The organism is Pseudomonas sp. NPDC089530, assembly GCF_050280705.1.
Lineage (GTDB): Bacteria > Pseudomonadota > Gammaproteobacteria > Pseudomonadales > Pseudomonadaceae > Aquipseudomonas.
In genome coordinates this window covers 24,243-42,086 of sequence record NZ_JBNNVU010000028.1, presented here as the reverse complement: position 1 = coordinate 42,086, position 17,844 = coordinate 24,243, and the positions used below count along the sequence as shown (strand labels likewise).

Annotated in this window: 18 protein-coding genes; 5 read left to right on the top strand and 13 right to left on the bottom strand. The window is 63.6% G+C overall.

What is annotated here, in order from left to right:
- Window positions 1-28: 28 nt before the first annotated feature.
- Together ACQKQA_RS13380 and ACQKQA_RS13375 are read left to right on the top strand one after the other, a co-directional pair.
- On the top strand, window positions 29-1,510 hold the full coding sequence (locus ACQKQA_RS13380; protein WP_427557900.1) for a methyl-accepting chemotaxis protein: 1,482 nt from the start codon (window positions 29-31) through the stop codon (window positions 1,508-1,510).
- Window positions 1,511-1,661: 151 nt separating this feature from the next.
- Window positions 1,662-2,024 carry a terminase gene (locus ACQKQA_RS13375; RefSeq protein ID WP_427557897.1) on the top strand — a complete coding sequence of 121 codons (363 nt, stop codon included), beginning with the start codon at window positions 1,662-1,664 and terminating at the stop codon, window positions 2,022-2,024.
- 7 nt (window positions 2,025-2,031) lie between these two features.
- Here ACQKQA_RS13375 and ACQKQA_RS13370 read toward each other — a convergent pair whose 3' ends face one another.
- The 3 genes from ACQKQA_RS13370 to ACQKQA_RS13360 all read right to left on the bottom strand — a co-directional run bounded on the left by ACQKQA_RS13370 (window position 2,032) and on the right by ACQKQA_RS13360 (window position 4,126).
- Window positions 2,032-2,829 (bottom strand): acyl-CoA thioesterase, encoded by a 798-nt coding sequence (locus ACQKQA_RS13370; RefSeq protein ID WP_427557894.1) that lies wholly within the window; start codon window positions 2,827-2,829, stop codon window positions 2,032-2,034.
- Window positions 2,830-2,936: 107 nt separating this feature from the next.
- The gene (locus ACQKQA_RS13365) at window positions 2,937-3,704 is read right to left on the bottom strand and encodes a CHAD domain-containing protein (protein ID WP_427557957.1); all 768 of its coding nucleotides are present in this window, start codon (window positions 3,702-3,704) and stop codon (window positions 2,937-2,939) included.
- Between the two features lie 143 nt (window positions 3,705-3,847).
- Window positions 3,848-4,126, bottom strand: coding sequence for a hypothetical protein (locus ACQKQA_RS13360; protein WP_427557891.1), 279 nt, complete (start codon window positions 4,124-4,126; stop codon window positions 3,848-3,850).
- 254 nt (window positions 4,127-4,380) lie between these two features.
- Here ACQKQA_RS13360 and ACQKQA_RS13355 point away from each other — a divergent pair, with 254 nt between their 5' ends.
- Window positions 4,381-5,421 (top strand): patatin-like phospholipase family protein, encoded by a 1,041-nt coding sequence (locus ACQKQA_RS13355; protein ID WP_427557888.1) that lies wholly within the window; start codon window positions 4,381-4,383, stop codon window positions 5,419-5,421.
- Between the two features lie 25 nt (window positions 5,422-5,446).
- On the opposite strand, the gene ACQKQA_RS13350 is transcribed toward ACQKQA_RS13355, so the two are convergent.
- The 6 genes from ACQKQA_RS13350 to kdpF form a co-directional block, all read right to left on the bottom strand.
- Window positions 5,447-6,142 (bottom strand): response regulator, encoded by a 696-nt coding sequence (locus ACQKQA_RS13350; protein ID WP_427557886.1) that lies wholly within the window; start codon window positions 6,140-6,142, stop codon window positions 5,447-5,449.
- A 113-nt stretch (window positions 6,143-6,255) separates the two neighbouring features.
- Window positions 6,256-8,907 carry a DUF4118 domain-containing protein gene (locus ACQKQA_RS13345; RefSeq protein WP_427557883.1) on the bottom strand — a complete coding sequence of 884 codons (2,652 nt, stop codon included), beginning with the start codon at window positions 8,905-8,907 and terminating at the stop codon, window positions 6,256-6,258.
- 52 nt (window positions 8,908-8,959) lie between these two features.
- Window positions 8,960-9,511, bottom strand: a complete 552-nt coding sequence (gene kdpC, locus ACQKQA_RS13340; RefSeq protein ID WP_427557880.1) for a potassium-transporting ATPase subunit KdpC — start codon at window positions 9,509-9,511, stop codon at window positions 8,960-8,962.
- A gap of 83 nt (window positions 9,512-9,594) precedes the next feature.
- Window positions 9,595-11,694: a potassium-transporting ATPase subunit KdpB gene (gene kdpB / locus ACQKQA_RS13335; protein WP_427557877.1), complete on the bottom strand. Its 2,100-nt coding sequence runs from the start codon at window positions 11,692-11,694 to the stop codon at window positions 9,595-9,597.
- A 10-nt stretch (window positions 11,695-11,704) separates the two neighbouring features.
- Window positions 11,705-13,414: a potassium-transporting ATPase subunit KdpA gene (gene kdpA, locus ACQKQA_RS13330; protein ID WP_427557874.1), complete on the bottom strand. Its 1,710-nt coding sequence runs from the start codon at window positions 13,412-13,414 to the stop codon at window positions 11,705-11,707.
- An 8-nt stretch (window positions 13,415-13,422) separates the two neighbouring features.
- Complete coding sequence (gene kdpF, locus ACQKQA_RS13325) at window positions 13,423-13,512, bottom strand: K(+)-transporting ATPase subunit F (RefSeq protein ID WP_007899818.1); 90 nt, start codon at window positions 13,510-13,512, stop codon at window positions 13,423-13,425.
- 375 nt (window positions 13,513-13,887) lie between these two features.
- Between kdpF and ACQKQA_RS13320 the strand changes: the two genes are divergently transcribed.
- Window positions 13,888-14,055: a DUF2897 family protein gene (locus ACQKQA_RS13320; protein WP_307948177.1), complete on the top strand. Its 168-nt coding sequence runs from the start codon at window positions 13,888-13,890 to the stop codon at window positions 14,053-14,055.
- Window positions 14,056-14,122: 67 nt separating this feature from the next.
- On the opposite strand, the gene ACQKQA_RS13315 is transcribed toward ACQKQA_RS13320, so the two are convergent.
- Window positions 14,123-14,974, bottom strand: a complete 852-nt coding sequence (locus ACQKQA_RS13315) for an urea carboxylase-associated family protein (protein WP_427557869.1) — start codon at window positions 14,972-14,974, stop codon at window positions 14,123-14,125.
- Between the two features lie 14 nt (window positions 14,975-14,988).
- Window positions 14,989-15,642 carry a GntR family transcriptional regulator gene (locus ACQKQA_RS13310; protein ID WP_427557866.1) on the bottom strand — a complete coding sequence of 218 codons (654 nt, stop codon included), beginning with the start codon at window positions 15,640-15,642 and terminating at the stop codon, window positions 14,989-14,991.
- Between the two features lie 197 nt (window positions 15,643-15,839).
- Between ACQKQA_RS13310 and ACQKQA_RS13305 the strand changes: the two genes are divergently transcribed.
- On the top strand, window positions 15,840-16,406 hold the full coding sequence (locus ACQKQA_RS13305) for a TetR/AcrR family transcriptional regulator (RefSeq protein ID WP_427557863.1): 567 nt from the start codon (window positions 15,840-15,842) through the stop codon (window positions 16,404-16,406).
- Between the two features lie 25 nt (window positions 16,407-16,431).
- Here the strand turns inward: ACQKQA_RS13305 and ACQKQA_RS13300 are convergent, their stop codons facing one another.
- Entirely contained in the window at window positions 16,432-17,226 is a 795-nt protein-coding gene (locus ACQKQA_RS13300; protein ID WP_427557860.1) for an SDR family NAD(P)-dependent oxidoreductase, read from the bottom strand.
- 223 nt (window positions 17,227-17,449) lie between these two features.
- Window positions 17,450-17,782 (bottom strand): ComEA family DNA-binding protein, encoded by a 333-nt coding sequence (locus ACQKQA_RS13295; protein ID WP_427557857.1) that lies wholly within the window; start codon window positions 17,780-17,782, stop codon window positions 17,450-17,452.
- Window positions 17,783-17,844: the final 62 nt, after the last annotated feature.

The following is a 17,844-nucleotide window of genomic DNA, read 5'->3' as shown; positions in this document are numbered from 1 at the left end:
TGTTCCGCTTAATCAGAGAAGACCTTCCATGGGTGCCTGGCTCAGCAATATCTCATTGAAATACAAGTTCTGGGCGGTCAATGCAGTCGCCTTCGTGACCACCCTGCTACTGGTCCTGTACGCCGTCCAACTGGAACAACAAGCCCGTAGCCAAGCCTCACAGAACGCCTCCCAGGCCCAAGCGAATCTCCTCGGTGCCTGGCCCTCCGGGCAAGCGTTGCCCAGTGCCGGGAACCTGCTGAACTTCACTGCCGGCCAGATCCCCACCCTCGACGAACGCCCCCTGCCGGAACTGAGCCATGCCTCTGGATGGGTAGCACTCAATGACATGCCGCTGTTCGGCGACAACCCACTGATCGGCGCACAAGTGCTATCCCGGGCCGATGGCCAACAGGTCGCGGTGCTGGCCCATGGGCCGAGCCTGCGCCAGGTCTTCGGCGAGCGCTTCAGCCAATACGCGGTGGCCGTGTTCATTCTGATGCTGGCGATGCTCGGCGCTTCGCAACTGCTGATCCGCTTTCTGCTAAGCCAACTGAACACCCTCAAGGATGTGATGCTGCATGTGGAAAAGACTGGCGACCTGTCGGCCCGCGTGCCCCTGTCGTGCACCGACGAGGTCGGCCAGATGGCCGGAGCCTTCAACGCGATGCAAGCCGGTTACCAGCGGGTGGTCAACACAGTCGCCAACACCGCCCGGCAACTGGACATCGGTGCCGCGCGCCTGGCCTCGAGCATGAACGATGTACGTCACGGCATGCTGGGCCAGCAAAGCGAAACCGATCAGGCCGCGACGGCGATCAACGAAATGTCCGCCACCGTCCATCACATCGCCCAGCACGCCGGCGCCACCCGGGACCGCTCGCAAGCCGCCGATACCCTCGCCGGCAGTGGCCAGGAAGTGGTGAGCCGCGTGCAGAAATCCATCTCCGGGCTCTCCACCGGCGTGCAACAGACCGCCGAAATGATCCAGCGCCTGGCCGAGGACAGCCAGAAGATCAACGGTGTGGTCAATGTGATTCACAGCATTGCCGAACAGACCAACCTGCTGGCACTCAACGCCGCGATCGAAGCCGCGCGCGCCGGTGAAATGGGCCGGGGGTTCGCGGTGGTCGCCGATGAGGTGCGCAACCTGGCCAAACGGGTACAGACCTCCACCGACGAAATCACCCGGATGGTCGCGGCCTTGCAGGCCGGCACCCGCGACGCGGTGGACTTCATGCAGGAAAGCTCGTTCAAGGCGGACGATTGTGTACAGCAGGCCCAGGAGGCCGGTGAAGCGCTGGCGGAAATCACTGCGGCCGTGGCGCAGATGCGCGAAAGCAATACCCAGATTGCCGTGGCGGCCGAGCAGCAGAGCCATGTGGCGGAAGAAATGAATCGCGCCGTGGTGAGTATCCGTGACGTGACCGAAAACACCGTGCAACAGACCGTCGACTCGGCCACCACCAGCAATGAACTGGCGACCCTGGCCGGAGAGTTGAGCAAGGCTATCGGCCAGTTGAAGCTTTAAACCGCGGACGACCTGCGTTCCGACAGCCGTCGACCTGTTGGAGCGCAAGCCCCCCCAGCCTATCGCCCTTATAGCCAGCCTTGATTCGCCCGGCCCCGGCCAGGGACCTATCCTTGATACATAAGCTTCTTATGAATCAAGGATCCGCATCATGGGCAAACGTCACCCCAACCTCCCCGCCTGGCAATGGCGCTCCTACCCGCACAACCACCGCAACCCGACCAACCTGGTGTTGCACCTGATTGCCGTGCCGCTGTTCATCGTCGGTTTTCTGCTGCTGGTTTCAGGGGTATTCGGCCTGGACTTCACCAATATCGCCATCGGCGTGGTCGGCCTACTGGCCGCCCTGGGCCTGCAGCGTCACGGCCACAGCCTGGAGGCACAAGCCGCCGAGCCCTTCAGTGACCGCAAAGATGCAGTGCAGCGCCTGCTGGTGGAGCAATTCGTGACCTTTCCACGCTTTGTCCTCAGCGGCGCCTGGTGGCGTGCCTGGCGCGAGCGCCATCGGCACTGAGCGGGTTTCAGCCGAAAATGGTGACCGTCTGGCGGCTCAGGGCGATCAACCGGCCGTCCGCGCTCCAGAGTGCCGCGGCTGCATGCCCGTAACCGTCGCGGGCGTGCTCGATGTTCACCCGATACTTGCACCAGTCCAGGGTGTTCAATTCCAGCAGCGGCTGCACGAACTCAATGGTCCAGGTCAGGGTGCTGCCCGGTGCCGGACGGCTCAGGTGCGGCAGCAAGGCCGGCGGCCAGGCATCGACCAGCGCCAGGATATGCGCCTCGGTCAGCGGCTCTTCCTTCACATCGCCACGCAGGCGTACCCAGCCGCCCATGTCCCGTGACTTGTTGCCGGTGAACGGCATGCCGCCGATGCTCCAGCGCATCGCCAAATGGCGCATGAACTCCGGCAGTACATCCTTGACGTAAGGCAGCTCCTGGCACTCGTCCCAGTGCTTCATGGCAGGTGCTTCCTCGGCGGCGACCGTCACCTCGGACGGACGGGAGGCGCCAAAACTACCCTGGACCAGCGTCACCACCTGACCGTTCTGCATGGCACGCCCCAGCACCTGGCTGACGGCCTTGCCCTCGCGCAGCACCTCGACCTCGAAGCTGACCGCCACCTCGGGGACCACCGGGCCGACAAAGGTGATCGCCAACGAACGCACCGGGCGATCGGCAGGAACTTTTGCGCGCATGGCCTCATATTGCAAAGCCGCCACCATCCCGCCGAAACAGGCCCGCCCCTGCGCCCAGTCGGTCGGAATGGACAGCTCCAATGGGGAATGGCGGACGGCATCGAGCAAATCGGAAAAGCGCATGAGAACCTCTGAGCGAAGGAAGGACCCGAGGATCTTAACCAGCAGCGCCTCGCGATAAAGCACTTATTCCCGCCAAAAAGGCTGGCAGATAAGCCGCCAAACGCCTTTCAGCTACGGAAGCAAGCCGCGCTCAACTTATCGAGCACCCGATCGGCTTGGGCTTCGGCTGTGTGCATGGTCGTGTGCCAGACCGCAACACAAGGCAACAGATCGGACTGTCGTTCGGCCTGGGCCAGCCATTGCCAGCAATCGTGCCAGTCGCCCAGCGCCCCTTGCGCAGCCTTCAAGCGGGAGACCGCCTTGGACGACAGCGTGGCCAGTTCGGGATAAGCCTCGGCGGCGTAACGCACCCGCTTGATCAGCAAGCGCAAACGATGCCGGTCATGGGCCGGATCATGCAGGGCCTGATCCAATGCCTGCCACTGCTTGGCCAGACGCTTTTCGATGCGTTTGCGCAAGCCGCGCAACAGGTCCTGGCGCTGCGCCGCCCGCAGAAAGCGCGGGAAAGCATCGAGCACCAGCAGCAACTGCCTGAGTTCGGCACCCGCTGCCACCGTCCGATACGCGTCGGCCAACCCCGCAGTACGGCGCTCTGCAGCCTGATGGTAATCGTGCTGATGCAGGTAGGCGGCCAGTACCTCACGATCACGTAACGGTGTCGTCAATTGCCCGACCGCTGCGGCGGCGGCTTCCAGTTGCTCGACCCCGGGCAACCCGCGCAGCGCTCGCAGCAGGCTGCGCAAGCGCCGCACCGTGGTGCGCAGATCATGCAGCGCCTCTGTATCGGTCACCCACTGCAATCGTGCCTGGCATGCCAGCAAACGCACCTCAAGCCCCAACACCTGTGCCACCAACCGATCCACCAAGGCTGACATCATTGACCCTCGAAACGAATGACCCGGCACGCAGCACAAAAACTGCGGCCGGGCCCTGGCATGACTACAGGCGCGATGACGGCGCCTGCGAGACGAAAACTGAAGAGCGTTCTTCAGTCTAGCGGTAAACCGCGATACGGCGATCAGCGACCGGCACGCGACTCACGAATATAGAAACGCGCCTTTTCGGCTTTGCGGGCACAGCCCTCGAAGGCTTCGAACTGCTGCTGGGTCTTGGCACCGGTCAACAGCGACAAGGCCTTGGAATAGCTGACTGTACCGGCAAAACCTTCGGCCTTGGCCAGGTCCAGTTCATGCCAGGCCGCATCCAGTTGCGAACCGCAGCTGTCGCGGTAAGCGGTCTTGCCAGCACAACCACCGAGAACCAATGCAATCAACGGCAGACAGATCCAGGCTTTCATCAATGACACCTCAAGATAGGGAAAACAGTCGTGAACGGAAAAAACCATCGTGAACGGTAAGAACCATCGTGAACGATCAAACAACCGTCAATAATAAAAACAGTCGTAGAAGTAAGACAGATCGCCGCCGGAAAAAGTGCCTTGGCCCGCCAACGGAAATTCAGCCGCGCGAGCATACTCCGCCGGTAGTCGGTGATTGAACCGAAACCCTCGATGGGTGCATTGTGGAAACCTGTCTGGTTAAGGATCGGGTCATGAAGAAACGTGTCGCACTGGTCCTGGGCTCTGGTGGCGCCCGGGGTTACGCCCACATCGGGGTGATCGAAGAAATCGAAAGGCGCGGTTACGACATCGCCTGTATCGCGGGATGCTCCATGGGTGCGGTGGTCGGCGGCATCTACGCCGCCGGCAAACTGGACGACTATCGCGACTGGATCGAAAGCCTGGACTACCTGGACGTGCTGCGCCTGGTGGACGTCAGCTTTCGCCTGGGAGCGATACGCGGGGAGAAAGTGTTCGGCCAGATCCGCAAGATCGTCGGCGAAATCAATATCGAAGACCTGCGCATTCCCTATACGGCCGTGGCCACCGACCTGACCAACCAGCAGGAAATCTGGTTCCAGGAAGGTTGCCTGCACCAGGCCATGCGGGCCTCGGCGGCGATCCCCAGCCTGTTCACCCCGGTCATGCAAGGCAAGCGCATGCTGGTGGATGGCGGCCTGCTCAACCCGCTGCCGATCGTGCCGGTGGTATCCAGCCACTGCGACCTGATCATCGCTGTCAACCTCAACTCCACCAACCAGCGCCGTTATCAGTTGCCGGTGATCCAGCGTCCCGCTGCGTTCAAGAGTCGCTTCGACAGCCTGATCAACTCCCTGGGCTCGCACTTGCCCTTTCGCCGCAAGCAAGCCGAACAATTGCTGCTGCTCGAACAGGAAGCGCTGCGCAGCGAGGCCGCCGACGTCGGCACGCCCTGGATCGAATCCGCCGAACCCGAGGCCCAGCAACCGGCCGCGGCTCCGGAAACCGCCGGAGCACCGAAGTCGGCCACCGGCTCGTTCATCATCGACAACGTCGGCCCCGCATCCCTGCTGGACCTGATCAACCAGAGCTTCGAGGTGATGCAGACGTCGCTGGCCCAGTACAAGATCGCTGGCTACCCGCCGGATATCCTGATCAACGTGCCGAAACGGGTCTGCCGCTTCTTCGAGTTCTACAAGGCTCCGGAGCTGATCGCCCTGGGGCAGGAAATTGCCAGCGACACTCTGGACCGCTACGAGAATGACCTGAATTGAGGGAACGCCAGCGATAAGGCCAGCCTCAGCCCTCGCCCTCCAACAACCGGTACCCCACCCCGGCCTCGGTGACGATAAAACGTGGCCGGGTCGGGTCGTCCGCCAGTTTCTGCCGCAGGTGCCCGACCACGATACGCAGATAGTGGCTGTCCTCGGTGTGCGTCGGCCCCCAGATATCCTTGAGCAACTGCTGCTGGGTGATCACCCGCCCCGGGTGCCGCGCCAGTTGCGCCAGCACCGCGTACTCCTTGCGCGTCAGCGCCACCTCGGCACCGTCGAGCAATACCCGGCGATACGCCAGGTCCACAGTCAGTGGGCCGAAGCTCAAGGCCGCTTCCGCGGCTTCGCCGGCGGGCGCCTGGCGCAACAACGCGCGGATGCGCGCCAGGAACTCCTGGATGCCAAAGGGCTTGGTCACGTAATCGTTGGCCCCGCCGTCCAGCGCTTCGACCTTCTGCCCTTCGCTGGCCCGCACCGACAGCACCAGCACCGGTACGCCGGACCACTCGCGAAACTCGCGCAGCACCTGCTGGCCGTCCATGTCCGGCAGGCCCAAGTCGAGCACCAGCAGGTCCGGTTTGTTCAGCGCCGCCTGGGCCAGCCCCTCGTTACCGGTACCGGCTTCGAGCACCTTGTAGCCCTGGGACACCAGGCTGATGCGCAGGAATTTACGAATCTGCGGCTCGTCGTCGATGACCAGGATGGTCGCGCTCTGGCTCATGGTTTCGGTTCAAGACAAATAGGTGGCGCAAGAGTAGCGCAGACGGCGCTCTGTATCGTGAAGAACATGCTCGGCCCTCCTGGCCTCGTTGGGTTGACGCTTTTTACCGGCACTCAGGCCTCTCCTTCAAGTTCGGGTTGCGCCTGCAACGGCAGGCACAAGGTGATGCAGGTACCACGCCCTTCGATGCCCTCGCCCACCGTGATACGCCCGCCATGGGCGCCGACCATGCCCTGACAGATCGCCAGCCCCAGGCCGGTGCCCTGGCCACCGCGATCGCCACGGGCGGCGGTGTAGAACATGTCGAAGATCCGCGGGCGATCCTCCTCCGGAATCCCCGGTCCTTCGTCGCTCACCGCGAACAGCAGTTCACCGTCACGGGTGCCGACAGCGAGCTGCAAACGGCCCCGGGCCGGCGAAAAGCGCGCGGCGTTTTCCAGGACATTGATCAATGCCTGTTCGATCAACGCCGCATGCACATAAAGCAATGGCAGCTCGGCCGGCAACTCGGTGCTGACCTGCAACGGCGCCAGCACCACCCGCAGGCGATTCAGCGCGCTGCCAACGATGTCGGCCGGCGCCACCCAGTCCCGCGCCAGCTTCAACGAGCCATGCCCGAGACGGGTCATGTCCAGCAGATTCTGGATGTAGCGATCCAGGCGCTCGGCCTCGTCGCGCGTGCCTTCGAGCAACTCGCGACGGTCCTCCAGCGGAATCGCTTCCCCCAGCGCCAGCAGGCTGTCGATGCTGCCGCGCATCGAGGTCAGCGGCGTGCGCAGGTCGTGGGAGACCGAGGCCAGCAGCGCACTGCGCAACTGCTCGGTTTCGCCGTGCAGACGCGCCGCTTCCAGATCCTCGGCCAATTGCGCCCGGGCCAGGGCCTGGGCCAGGGGCTGGCTCAGGGCACTCAGCAGGCGACGACGCTGGGCATTCAGCTCCTCGCCTTCCTTCGGGCAGACCCCCAACAACCCCAGCGGGCCCTCGTCGACGGATAGCGGCCACCACCACCAGCGCCCGAACGGCAGGGTGCCGGTGCCCATGCCCGCCGGCTGGTCGTGCTGCCAGGCCCAGTCGGCGGCGGCCCGCTCGGACTCGGAAAACTGCAGCGGCCCTCCGGTCTCGACCTTCCAGCCACCCTGTCCGTCACGATCGACCAGGCACAGCTGCAACTCCTTCCAGCCATTGAGGTGCTGCGCCGCAGCACTGATCACCGCCTGCCGGTCGGTCGCCGCCGTGAGCTTGCGCGACAGGTCCAGCAGTTCGTTGGTTTCTTCCTGGGTGTCGCGCAAGGCCTGCAGCTGCCGACGCTGGCGCGCCGCCAGGTTGCCGGTCAGAGCCGCCATCAGCAGGAAGAACAACAGCGTCAGCACGTCTTCTTCACGCTGGATGGCGAAAGAAAAATTCGGTGGGATAAACAGGAAGTCGTAGGTCAGGAACGACAGGGCCGCGCAGACCAGCGCCGGCCCGAGGCTGCTGCGCACCGCCACCAGCAGCACCGCGGCCAGGAACACCAGGGAGATGTTCGGCAACGCCAACACACTGGCGACCGCCCACGACAGCCCCGTGGCCAGGACCGTCGCCAGCACCGCCAGAGCGTAGTCGAACCAGACCAGCGAGCGCTCCGCCCGCAGGCGCGGTTGCCCGGGTTCGTCCTCACTGTCGAGGACGTTGATTTCCAGGCCCTCGGCATTGCGCAACAGACGCGCCGCCAGGCCGCCACCGAACAACCGGCGGCGCAGGCGTTTACGCGATTGCCCCACCAGCACCAGGCTGGCGCGGCGCTCGGCGGCGTGCTGGATCAGGGTTTTCGCCACCTCGCCGGCCCGCAGCAGGACCACTTCGCCACCGAGGCGCTCAGCCAATTGCTGGGCGCTTTGCAGGCGCTGGCGCGCTTGCTCGTCGGGCACCCGGCCGTCGTCCACATGCACCAGGCTCCAGGGCAGATGCCGACGCCGCGCGACGTGGCTGGCATGGCGCACCAAACGCTCGGCCTGGGCGTCACCGTCGACCCCCACCAGCAAGCGTCCGCGTACCGCCGGCGCGGCCTGCCCGAGCCGGCGATAGCCCTGGGCCAGGTCATCATCGACCTGCGCCGCCGCGGCCTGCATCGCCAGTTCGCGCAGCGCTGTAAGGTTGGTCTGGGTGAAGAACGCATCAATCGCCGCCCGGGCCTGCTCCGGTACGTACACCTTGCCTTCACGCAGACGCTCCAGCAGCTCCCGTGGCGGCAGGTCCACCAGCAGCAGCTCGTAGGCTTCCTGCAGCACCCAGTCGGGCAGAGTTTCCCGGACCTGTACGCCGGTGATGCCACGAACCTGGTCGTTGAGGCTTTCCAGGTGCTGCACGTTGACCGTGGTAAAGACGTCGATGCCGGCCGCCAGCAACTCCTGAATATCCTGCCAGCGCTTGGTGTGCCGGCTGCCCGGGGCGTTGGTGTGGGCCAGTTCGTCCACCAGCACCAGCTTGGGCCTGGCCTTGAGCAGGCCGTCGAGGTCCATCTCTTCGAGCATCACCCCGCGGTATTCGGAACGCACCAGCGGCTGTTGCGGCAAGCCGCCGAGCAAGGCTTCGGTTTCCGCGCGGCCGTGGGTTTCCACCACGCCGGCCAGAACCTTCACGCCCTGGCGCAACTGCGTGTGCGCTGCCTGCAGCATGGCGTAGGTCTTGCCGACCCCCGGGGCGGCGCCAAGGAATACCTTGAGCCGCCCACGACCATCATGGGGCAGATCCGCTAACAAGGCGTCGGCACGCCCGGAGTCACTCATGCGTTTTTCTCTCTGAACTCAAACCATCGACCTACAGACTTGTAGCAGCTGGCTACAGGGCGAGCTTTTCCAGCGCCATGTTCAAGGCCAGCACGTTGACCACGGGCGGGCCTATCAGGGGCTGCTCGATATGCGCATCCACCAGTTGCTGCAGGGTGGCGACCGGCAGGCTACGCGCCGCCGCGACCCGCGCCAGTTGATAGTTAATTGCCGCCGGAGGCAAGTGCGGATCCAGGCCGCTGCCCGAAGTCGTCAACAACGCCAGCGGTACCGGCCCCTGCCCGGGCACCGCCAGCTTGTTGGCGTCGTCGATCACCCGCGTCGCCAGGGCCGGGTTGCTCGGCGCCAGATTGCTCGCACTGCTGGAGACCGTGGCGAACGCACCGGCCGATGGCCGCGGGTGGAACCAGGCATCGCCGGTGAAGTCCTGGGCAATCAGGGCCGAACCACGGACCTTGCCCACGCCATCCTGTACCAGGCTGCCATTGGCTTGCTTGGGAAAGGCCACCTGGGCCACACCGGTGACCACCAGCGGGTAGGCCACGCCGGTAATCAGGGTCATCAACATGATCAGGCTCAAGGCCGGACGCAATACAGTGGACATCATCAATTCCTCGATTCAGTTACTCATCCCCGCGGGGCGAGCGTGCTCGCGATGGGCGCAAGCCCGCTCCAGCAGGACGGCGGTTACACCAGGTGCAAAGCGGTCAGCAGCATGTCGATCAGCTTGATGCCCAGGAACGGCACCAGGATCCCGCCCACGCCATACACCAGCAGGTTGCGGCGCAGCAGATGGGCCGCGCTGGCCGCCTGCACCCGCACCCCGCGCAGGGCCAGCGGAATCAGCACGACGATGATCAGGGCGTTGAACACGATCGCCGAGAGGATCGCGCTCTGCGGGCTGGTCAGTTGCATGACGTTGAGCACGCCGAGCTGTGGATAAATCGCCGCGAACAGCGCCGGCAGGATCGCGAAGTACTTGGCCACGTCGTTGGCGATGGAGAAGGTGGTCAAGGCGCCCCGGGTCACCAGCAGTTCCTTGCCGATCTGCACCACGTCCAGCAGCTTGGTCGGGTCGCTGTCGAGGTCGACCATGTTCGCCGCCTCGCGCGCCGCCTGGGTGCCATCGTTCATCGCCATGCCGACGTCGGCCTGGGCCAGCGCCGGAGCATCGTTGGCACCGTCGCCGCACATGGCGACCAGGCGACCGTCGTTCTGCTCGTGGCGAATGCGCGCCAGTTTTTTCTCCGGCGTGGCTTCGGCCAGCACGTCATCCACCCCGGCCTCCGCGGCGATGGCGGCGGCGGTCAGCGGGTTGTCGCCGGTCACCATCACGGTGCGGATCCCCAGCTTGCGCAGCTCGGCGAAACGCTCACGGATGCCAGGCTTGACCACGTCCTTGAGGTGAATGGCGCCCAGCAGCTTGCCCTCGGCACACACCAGCAGCGGGGTGCCGCCACTCTGGGCGATCTTGTCGATCTCTCGGGACAGCGCCGGCGCCAGATCGCCCCGTTGCAGACCGACGAACGCCAGTACCGAATCCACCGCACCCTTGCGATAGACCCGCCCCTGATAGTCGACACCGGACAGGCGGGTTTCGGCACTGAACGGCACCGCGGTCAATGCATCGGCGCCCGGCTCCGGCTGTGGATAAAGTCCGCGCAGGTATTCGACGATGGATTTGCCTTCCGCCGTGTCGTCCGCCAGCGAGGCGAGCAAGGTGGCCTCGGCCATTTCCTGGGTGCTGACCCCTGGCGCGGCATGGATCGCCGCGCAACGACGGTTACCGAAGGTGATGGTGCCGGTCTTGTCCAGCATCAGCACATGCACGTCCCCCGCCGCTTCCACCGCGCGGCCGGACTTGGCGATCACGTTCAGGCGCACCAGGCGGTCCATCCCGGCGATACCGATGGCCGACAGCAGACCGCCGATGGTGGTCGGGATCAGGGTCACCAGCAACGCCACCAGGAACACCAGCGGCAGGCTGCCATTGGCAAAGTGGGCGAACGGCTGCAGGGTCACGACCACCAGCAGGAAGATCAGGGTCAGGCCGATCAGCAGGATGTCCAGGGCCACTTCGTTCGGGGTCTTCTGGCGCTTGGCGCCTTCCACCAGGGCGATCATGCGGTCGAGGGTCGATTCCCCCGGATTGCTGGTCACCCGCACCAGCAGCCAGTCGGACACCAGCCGCGTGTTGCCGGTCACGGCCGAGCGGTCGCCGCCGGATTCGCGAATGACCGGGGCCGACTCGCCGGTGATCGCCGCTTCGTTGACCGCAGCGATACCCTCGATGACCTCACCGTCGCCCGGGATCATTTCCCCGGCCTCGACCCGCACCACGTCTCCCTTGCGCAGATTGGCGGCGGGGATCACCTGGAAGCTGCCATCGGCCTTTTTCAACCGCGCGCTCAGGCCTTCGCTGCCGGCCTTGAGGCTGTCGGCGCGGGCCTTGCCGCGACCTTCGGCCAGGGCCTCGGCGAAGTTGGCGAAGAGCACGGTGAACCACAGCCAAAGGGCAATCTGCGCGGCGACCAGGGTCGGCACCGCGGTGTCCGGCACAAAGCACAGTACGGTGGTGAAAATCGCGGTCAGCTCGACCACCAGCATCACCGGCGAACGTTTCAGCTGACGCGGGTCGAGCTTGACGAAGGCCTGCACCAGCGCCGGGCGCCACAGAGCCGCGATCGAGGTCTTCTGTTGTTCGGCGGCGGCGTGTTTCGAAGTCGCGCCCTTGTCGCCAGCGATAGGGGTTGCCGCTTTCTTGGAAGCAGAAACGTGCATATTCATCATTCAGTCCTCAGCCCTTCATTCCAAAGGCAGCCATGCTCAGGTGTTCGGCAATCGGGCCCAGCGCCAGGGTCGGCAGGAAGGTCAGGCCGCCCACCAGCAAAATGGTCACCGTCAGCAGCACAACGAACAGCGGGCCATGGGTCGGGAAGCTGTTCTGCCCGGTCGGCGCGGTCTTTTTCAACGCCAGGCTGCCAGCCAGTGCCAGCACCGGCAGGATGTAGCCGAAGCGGCCGATCAACATGCCCAGGCCCAGCATCAGGTTGTGGAACGGGGTGTTGGCGCCAAGGCCGGCAAAGGCCGAACCGTTGTTGGCACTGGCCGAGGTGTAGGCGTACAGCAGTTGGCTGAAGCCATGGGCACCGGGGTTGCTCACCGCACTGACCGGCCCTGGCAAGCTCGCCGCGATAGCGCTCAATACCAGCACACCGACCGGCATCACCATCAGGGTCACTACCAGCAACTGCACTTCCTTGGCCTGCAGCTTCTTGCCCAGGTATTCCGGGGTGCGCCCGATCATCAGTCCGGCGAGGAACACCGCGATCAGCACGTTCAGCAACATGCCGTAGAGGCCTGCGCCGACGCCGCCGAAGATCACTTCGCCGACCATCATGTTGATCAGCGCGACCATGCCGCTCAGCGGGCTGAGGCTGTCATGCATAGCATTGACCGAACCGTTGGAAGCGGCGGTGGTGGTCACCGACCAGAGCACACTGGCCGTGGTACCGAACCGCGACTCCTTGCCTTCGAGCGGTGCGGTCTGCTCGACCGCGACATTGTTCAGGGTCGGGTTGGGCTGGTATTCGGCCCACAGCGAGGTAGCGCCGCCGATCAGGAACAATGCCAGCATGCAGGCGATGATCGCCCGGCTCTGCCGCAGGTCCTTGACGTAGTGGCCGAAGGTGAACACCAGGGCTGCCGGGATCAGGATGATCGAAGCCACTTCGAACAAGTTGCTCCAGGCCGTCGGGTTCTCGAACGGATGCGTCGAGTTGACGCCGAAGAAGCCACCGCCGTTGGTCCCCAGCTGCTTGATCGCGATCTGGCTGGCGGCCGGGCCCAGTGGAATCACCTGATCGGCGCCCTGCAGGGTCACGGCATTGACGTATTGGGCGAAGGTTTGCGGCACGCCCTGCCAGACCAGGAACAGCGCCAGCAGCAGGCACAGCGGCAGCAGGCCGTAGAGGGTGGCACGGGTCATGTCGACCCAGAAGTTGCCCAGGGTCTGCGCCGAGCGCCGGCCGATGCCGCGACACAGGGCAACCAGTACCGCCAGGCCGGTGGCGGCGCTGACGAAGTTCTGCACGGTCAGGCCGGCCATCTGGCTCAGGTAGCTCAGCGATGCTTCACCGCTGTAGGACTGCCAGTTGGTGTTGGTCATGAAACTGACCGCGGTGTTGAACGCCAGCGTCCACTCCTGCCCCGGCAGGTTCTGCGGGTTGAGCGGCAAATGGTCCTGGAACAGCAGGATCGCGAACAGCAGCAGAAAACCCGCCAGGTTGAAGGCGAGCAGCGCCAGGGTGTATTTCTGCCAGCTCTGTTCGCTCTGCGCGTCGACGCCGGAGAGCCGGTAGCAAGTACGCTCGACCGGCCCCAAAAGCGGCGTCAGCCAGGTACGCTGGCCCTCCATCACCTTGTAGTAGAACCGCCCCAGGAAAGGCGCGGGCAGCAGCACCACGGCAAAGAAGCCGAGGATCAGCCAATAGTCATAACTGTGCATAGCCGCTCCTAGTTCCGGTCCGCGCGCAACAGCGCAACCAGCAGATAAATGAACAGCCCCACTGCCAGCAGCAGGGACACCCCGTCCAGAACACTCATGGAATCTCTCCGTCGTACGGCAATCGCCGCGTGTGGAGCATTGTCCGCAGGGAGGCTGTAAAGGAACGAGGGCGAGGGTGTGGGCGAGGCATAAAGAAAGCGTAAAGAATGGCTTTACGCGGGATTTACAGCGGGACATGCACCGCGTTTTCCCTGTAGGGGCAAGCCGACCAGCAGCGCCCCTTGCGCAGCGTATTGACTCGGGACACGGCAAACGTCCCCGCCCAACTGCAGCCACAGAGGTTGATATGAGAGAGGTCAGCAGGACGGTACAGGCCTACAATGGAACCACTGCGAAACGCTATAACTCGAAGTGATATGGCAACTTGATGGGCGAAATGCCTCGCCCGTCGGTAGGCCCTCAAGGAGAACCCTATGCCCTGGTATGCCTGGTTGATTTTGGTCGTTGCAATCGGCTCGATCGTTGGCGGCTTGATGCTGCTGCGCGACACCGCCAACAAAGTGGAACTGACCGAGGAGCAACGCAAGCGCGTGGCCGAACGCAACGCCGAAGCGGACGCCAAGGACGCTCGGGACCGCTGACCGGATCGCCTGATCGAACAGCCCCGTCACTCATAGAGTGGCGGGGCTTTTTATGGCCCCAGCAGCGCTATTTCTCCCAGGCCGCCTTGGCGATATGCAGGCCGTGCAGGCCTTTGTAGGCGGCTCGCTCGGGCTGGCTCCAGCCTTCGAGCAAGGCTTCGTCGAGCCGATAAATCTCCACGCCCAACGGCCGGCAGACGCTGAGCGGGTCCTGGGCATCGGGCCCCCACATGGGCAACGACAGATCGCCGCCCGGGCAGGTCGATAAGGCACACAACAGATCGATTTCGGCAAAGAACTCCAGGTAGTCCCCCTTCTGCGCGGGGCAGGCCTTCATGAAATACATGTCGTCCTGATTGAGCCCGGTGCACTGGAAGATGTTCAGCACATCATGCACATCGAACTCGGTCAGGCCGTGGGGCAGGACCGCGCGCGTCAGGTTGGAGTGGCAGTGATGATGGAAGTCCTCGCCGGTGAGCATCCGGTTCACATAGGGGTCACAGCGGGTGCCGAGCAGATCGTGCAGGCGCCCGCCATGCTCGTCGATGCCATAGCCGGCCAGGCTGTCATCGGTGATGGTCACCAGCGGCCGCAGGAACGGCAGGTTCGACCACAGGCGATCATGGGTACTGACATGCGCGCCCTGCAGCTGCCGGGTGCGCGCCGCCCACAGACGCTCCCGCGGGTCATGGGCATTCCACAGGTTGAAGTCCCCGACCTGGGGGCCGGCCGGAGTGGTCACCCGGAACACATGCCCGGCCGGCACATGCCAGGCCCGACCCGTGCGAATCGGCACCTCGAACTGCTCGATCAGCGTGCGCCCGTCCCTGGTGTCGCGGACCCGCTCGTAAAAGGCCGTGTCCACCTGCAGGGCCGAGCCTTTGCTGACCTGATAAGCCGCGGGATAGTTCTTGTACATGTTGGAACCCTCGATCAGTGGTGGGGTGAGTGGTTGAGAATGTCGAGCAGCAGGCGCTCGGAGTCGTCCAGGTACGCCGCCAGGGTTTCTCCGGCGGCGCGCTTGTCGCCTTCGGCGAGCAAGTCGTGGATCTGCCGGTCCCGAGCCAGCCAGGGCGATTGAAAACGCTGCTCATCCGGGGCGGCACAGAACACCAGGCGCATCTGCGCCACGATGTTGGTAAAGAACTCGTCGAACAAGGGGCTGCGCATCAGCCCGACGATGTGTTGATGAAAGGCCAGGCTGTGGGTGCCCACCGAGCGCCAGTCCTCACGCTCACGGGCAAGTTCACTGGCCTCGATGGCTTCGAGCATTCGGTCGGACTGGTATTCGCACAGCGGTTTGCTGGAGGCAATGGCCTGCAACTCCAAGGTGCGGCGCACTTGAAACAGGTCGCGCACATCGTCGACTCCCAACCTGCGCACCGTGACGCCCTTGTTACGTGCATAGCGGGTCAGCCCCTCCTGGCCCAGGCGATGCAGAGCTTCGCGAATGGTGTTGCGCGAGGCGTTGTAGGCAGACACCAGGTCGTTTTCCACCAGCGCCATGCCCGGCAGCAAGCGCCCGCCGATGATATCGGCGCGCAATTCGAGGGTTATCTGATCGGCCAGGGACAATACGCTGCTCATGAATATCGCCTTGCGATTGTTGAACAATCTATGGATATCCAATAACCACTATTCATGCCAACAACTGCGAGAACGCCGACCAGGCCGCGATTTTGCCAAACACTCAATGGGAGGGACGAGGTTTCGGGCGGTAAAAGTGCCGCCACCTTCCCGGCAACCTTGGGTAAGATGGCCCTCTAGTTGTGGAGATTTTCCCGATGCGTTACTCGCAAGACCATAAAGCCCAAACCCATCAACGCATCATCAAGGAAGCCGCCGAGCGCTTCCGACGCGACGGTATCGGCGCCACAGGCCTGCAACCGCTGATGAAAGCCCTGGGCCTGACCCATGGCGGTTTCTACTCGCACTTCAAGTCCAAGGACGATCTGGTGGAAAAAGCCCTGCAGGCCGCGGCCTTGGAGCTCGACGCTCACTGCGCCATGCTGTTTGCCCAGGAACGGCCGCTGCACGCCTTTATCGACAGCTACCTGTCCGAGTGGCACCAGACATCCCCCGGCCAAGGTTGCCCACTGCCCACCATGTGCTCGGAACTGGGCCTGCGCGGACAAGCCAGCCCCACCACTGACGAAGTCCTCAATGCACGACTCGCGCAGGTAGAGGCAAACCTCGAAGAAGAAAACGCCGCCGATCAGAGCCTGGTGATCCTCTCGACCCTGGTCGGAGCCCTGGTGCTGTCCCGCAGTGTCGAGAATCCGGACCTGGCCAAACGGATACTGGAAGTTACACGCGAGCATCTGAAAAAGCAGGATGGGCAGCCGGAGTGAGCTGCCCTCTCCTGCCTCGGCGCGGTTATTTGTAACGGGCGGCAGCGCTGCTTTTCGACAGATTCGGCCCAAGGGCAAAACGCGCAGCGACGAAAGCGTCCCAGTCGGCCGAGTCAGGCAATGAAGGAATGGTGATCAATTCCCCCTGGTCAAAACCGGCCAGGGCCGCATCCACCATCTCCGTGGCCTCCATGATCATCTCCGCCGGAATGCCCTGAGCGTCGATACCGGCGCGCTCCCAGATCTCGGTGCGAGTCACCCCAGGCAATACCGCCTGAACCTGCACACCCTTGCCACTCAGCTCCGCGGCGAGCGACTGAGTCAGACTCAGGACATAAGCCTTGGTTGCGCTGTAGGTTGCATTGAAGCGCTCGGGAATCAGCGCCACCACCGAGGCGATATTGATGATCGCTCCCCTCCCCGCCGCCGAAAAGCTGGCGGCCGCCGCGGCAGCCAGACGGGTAAGCGCGACCACGTTGAGCTGGATCATCGACTCCAACTGATCCCCATCAGCCCCCGCCAGGCTGCCGTCGGCTGCAATACCGGCATTGTTCAGCAACAGGCTGATGCTCGAGTCGCCGCGCAAGCGCTGCTCGACCTTCAACACATCGGCCTTGAGCGTCAGATCGGCCTTCAATACTTCAACTTGCACCTTGTACTCGGCCTGCAGCCGGGCGGCAGCGCTTTGCAGGCGCTGCTCATTGCGCGCAACCAGCAACAGGTTGTAACCACGGGCAGCCAGCCGCTCAGCGTAGACCGCACCGATACCGGATGAAGCACCGGTAACAAGCGCAACGCCTTTGGACGAAATCGAATTCATGACAGCTCTCCAGAGAAATGCTTGGGAAGTGAAAGGCAAGGAATGGATGCGATGCCTGGGAAGCGGTTTGATTATAGTCATCATCCAATAAAATATTACATCCGTAATTTTATCGAGGCGATAGATGGAATTGAATGGCGCGCCCCTGCGAATGGGGATCCACGCGCCACAAGACCAAAAAACAAGGCCGATCATTGATCGGCCTTGTGGACGGATTGAAACGTCAGTTGACCTTCAACTTTTCACGGTTGCTTTCCAGAATCACCTTGCCGATCCCCTTGACCTCCAGGAGTTCGTCAACCGAAGCAAAAGGTCCGTTGCTCTCACGATACTTGACGATCGCCTGAGCCTTGGCCGCACCGATACCGGACAGCTCACGCTGCAAGACAGCCGCATCGGCAGTGTTCAGATCGATTTTGCCTGCCTGCTCCGACGAAGCTGCCTGCGCCGCCACCGGAGCCTTGGCCTCAGTGTTGACCGCGGGAGCCGCATGGGTAATGGAAGAAAGGCTGGTCATCAGAGCGAAGACCAGGGAGGAGAGATAAGCGATACGCATAAGTGACACTCCATGACATCGATAAGGAAAGCAGCTTTCCGAAGCTGCCCTCCTAACCTAGG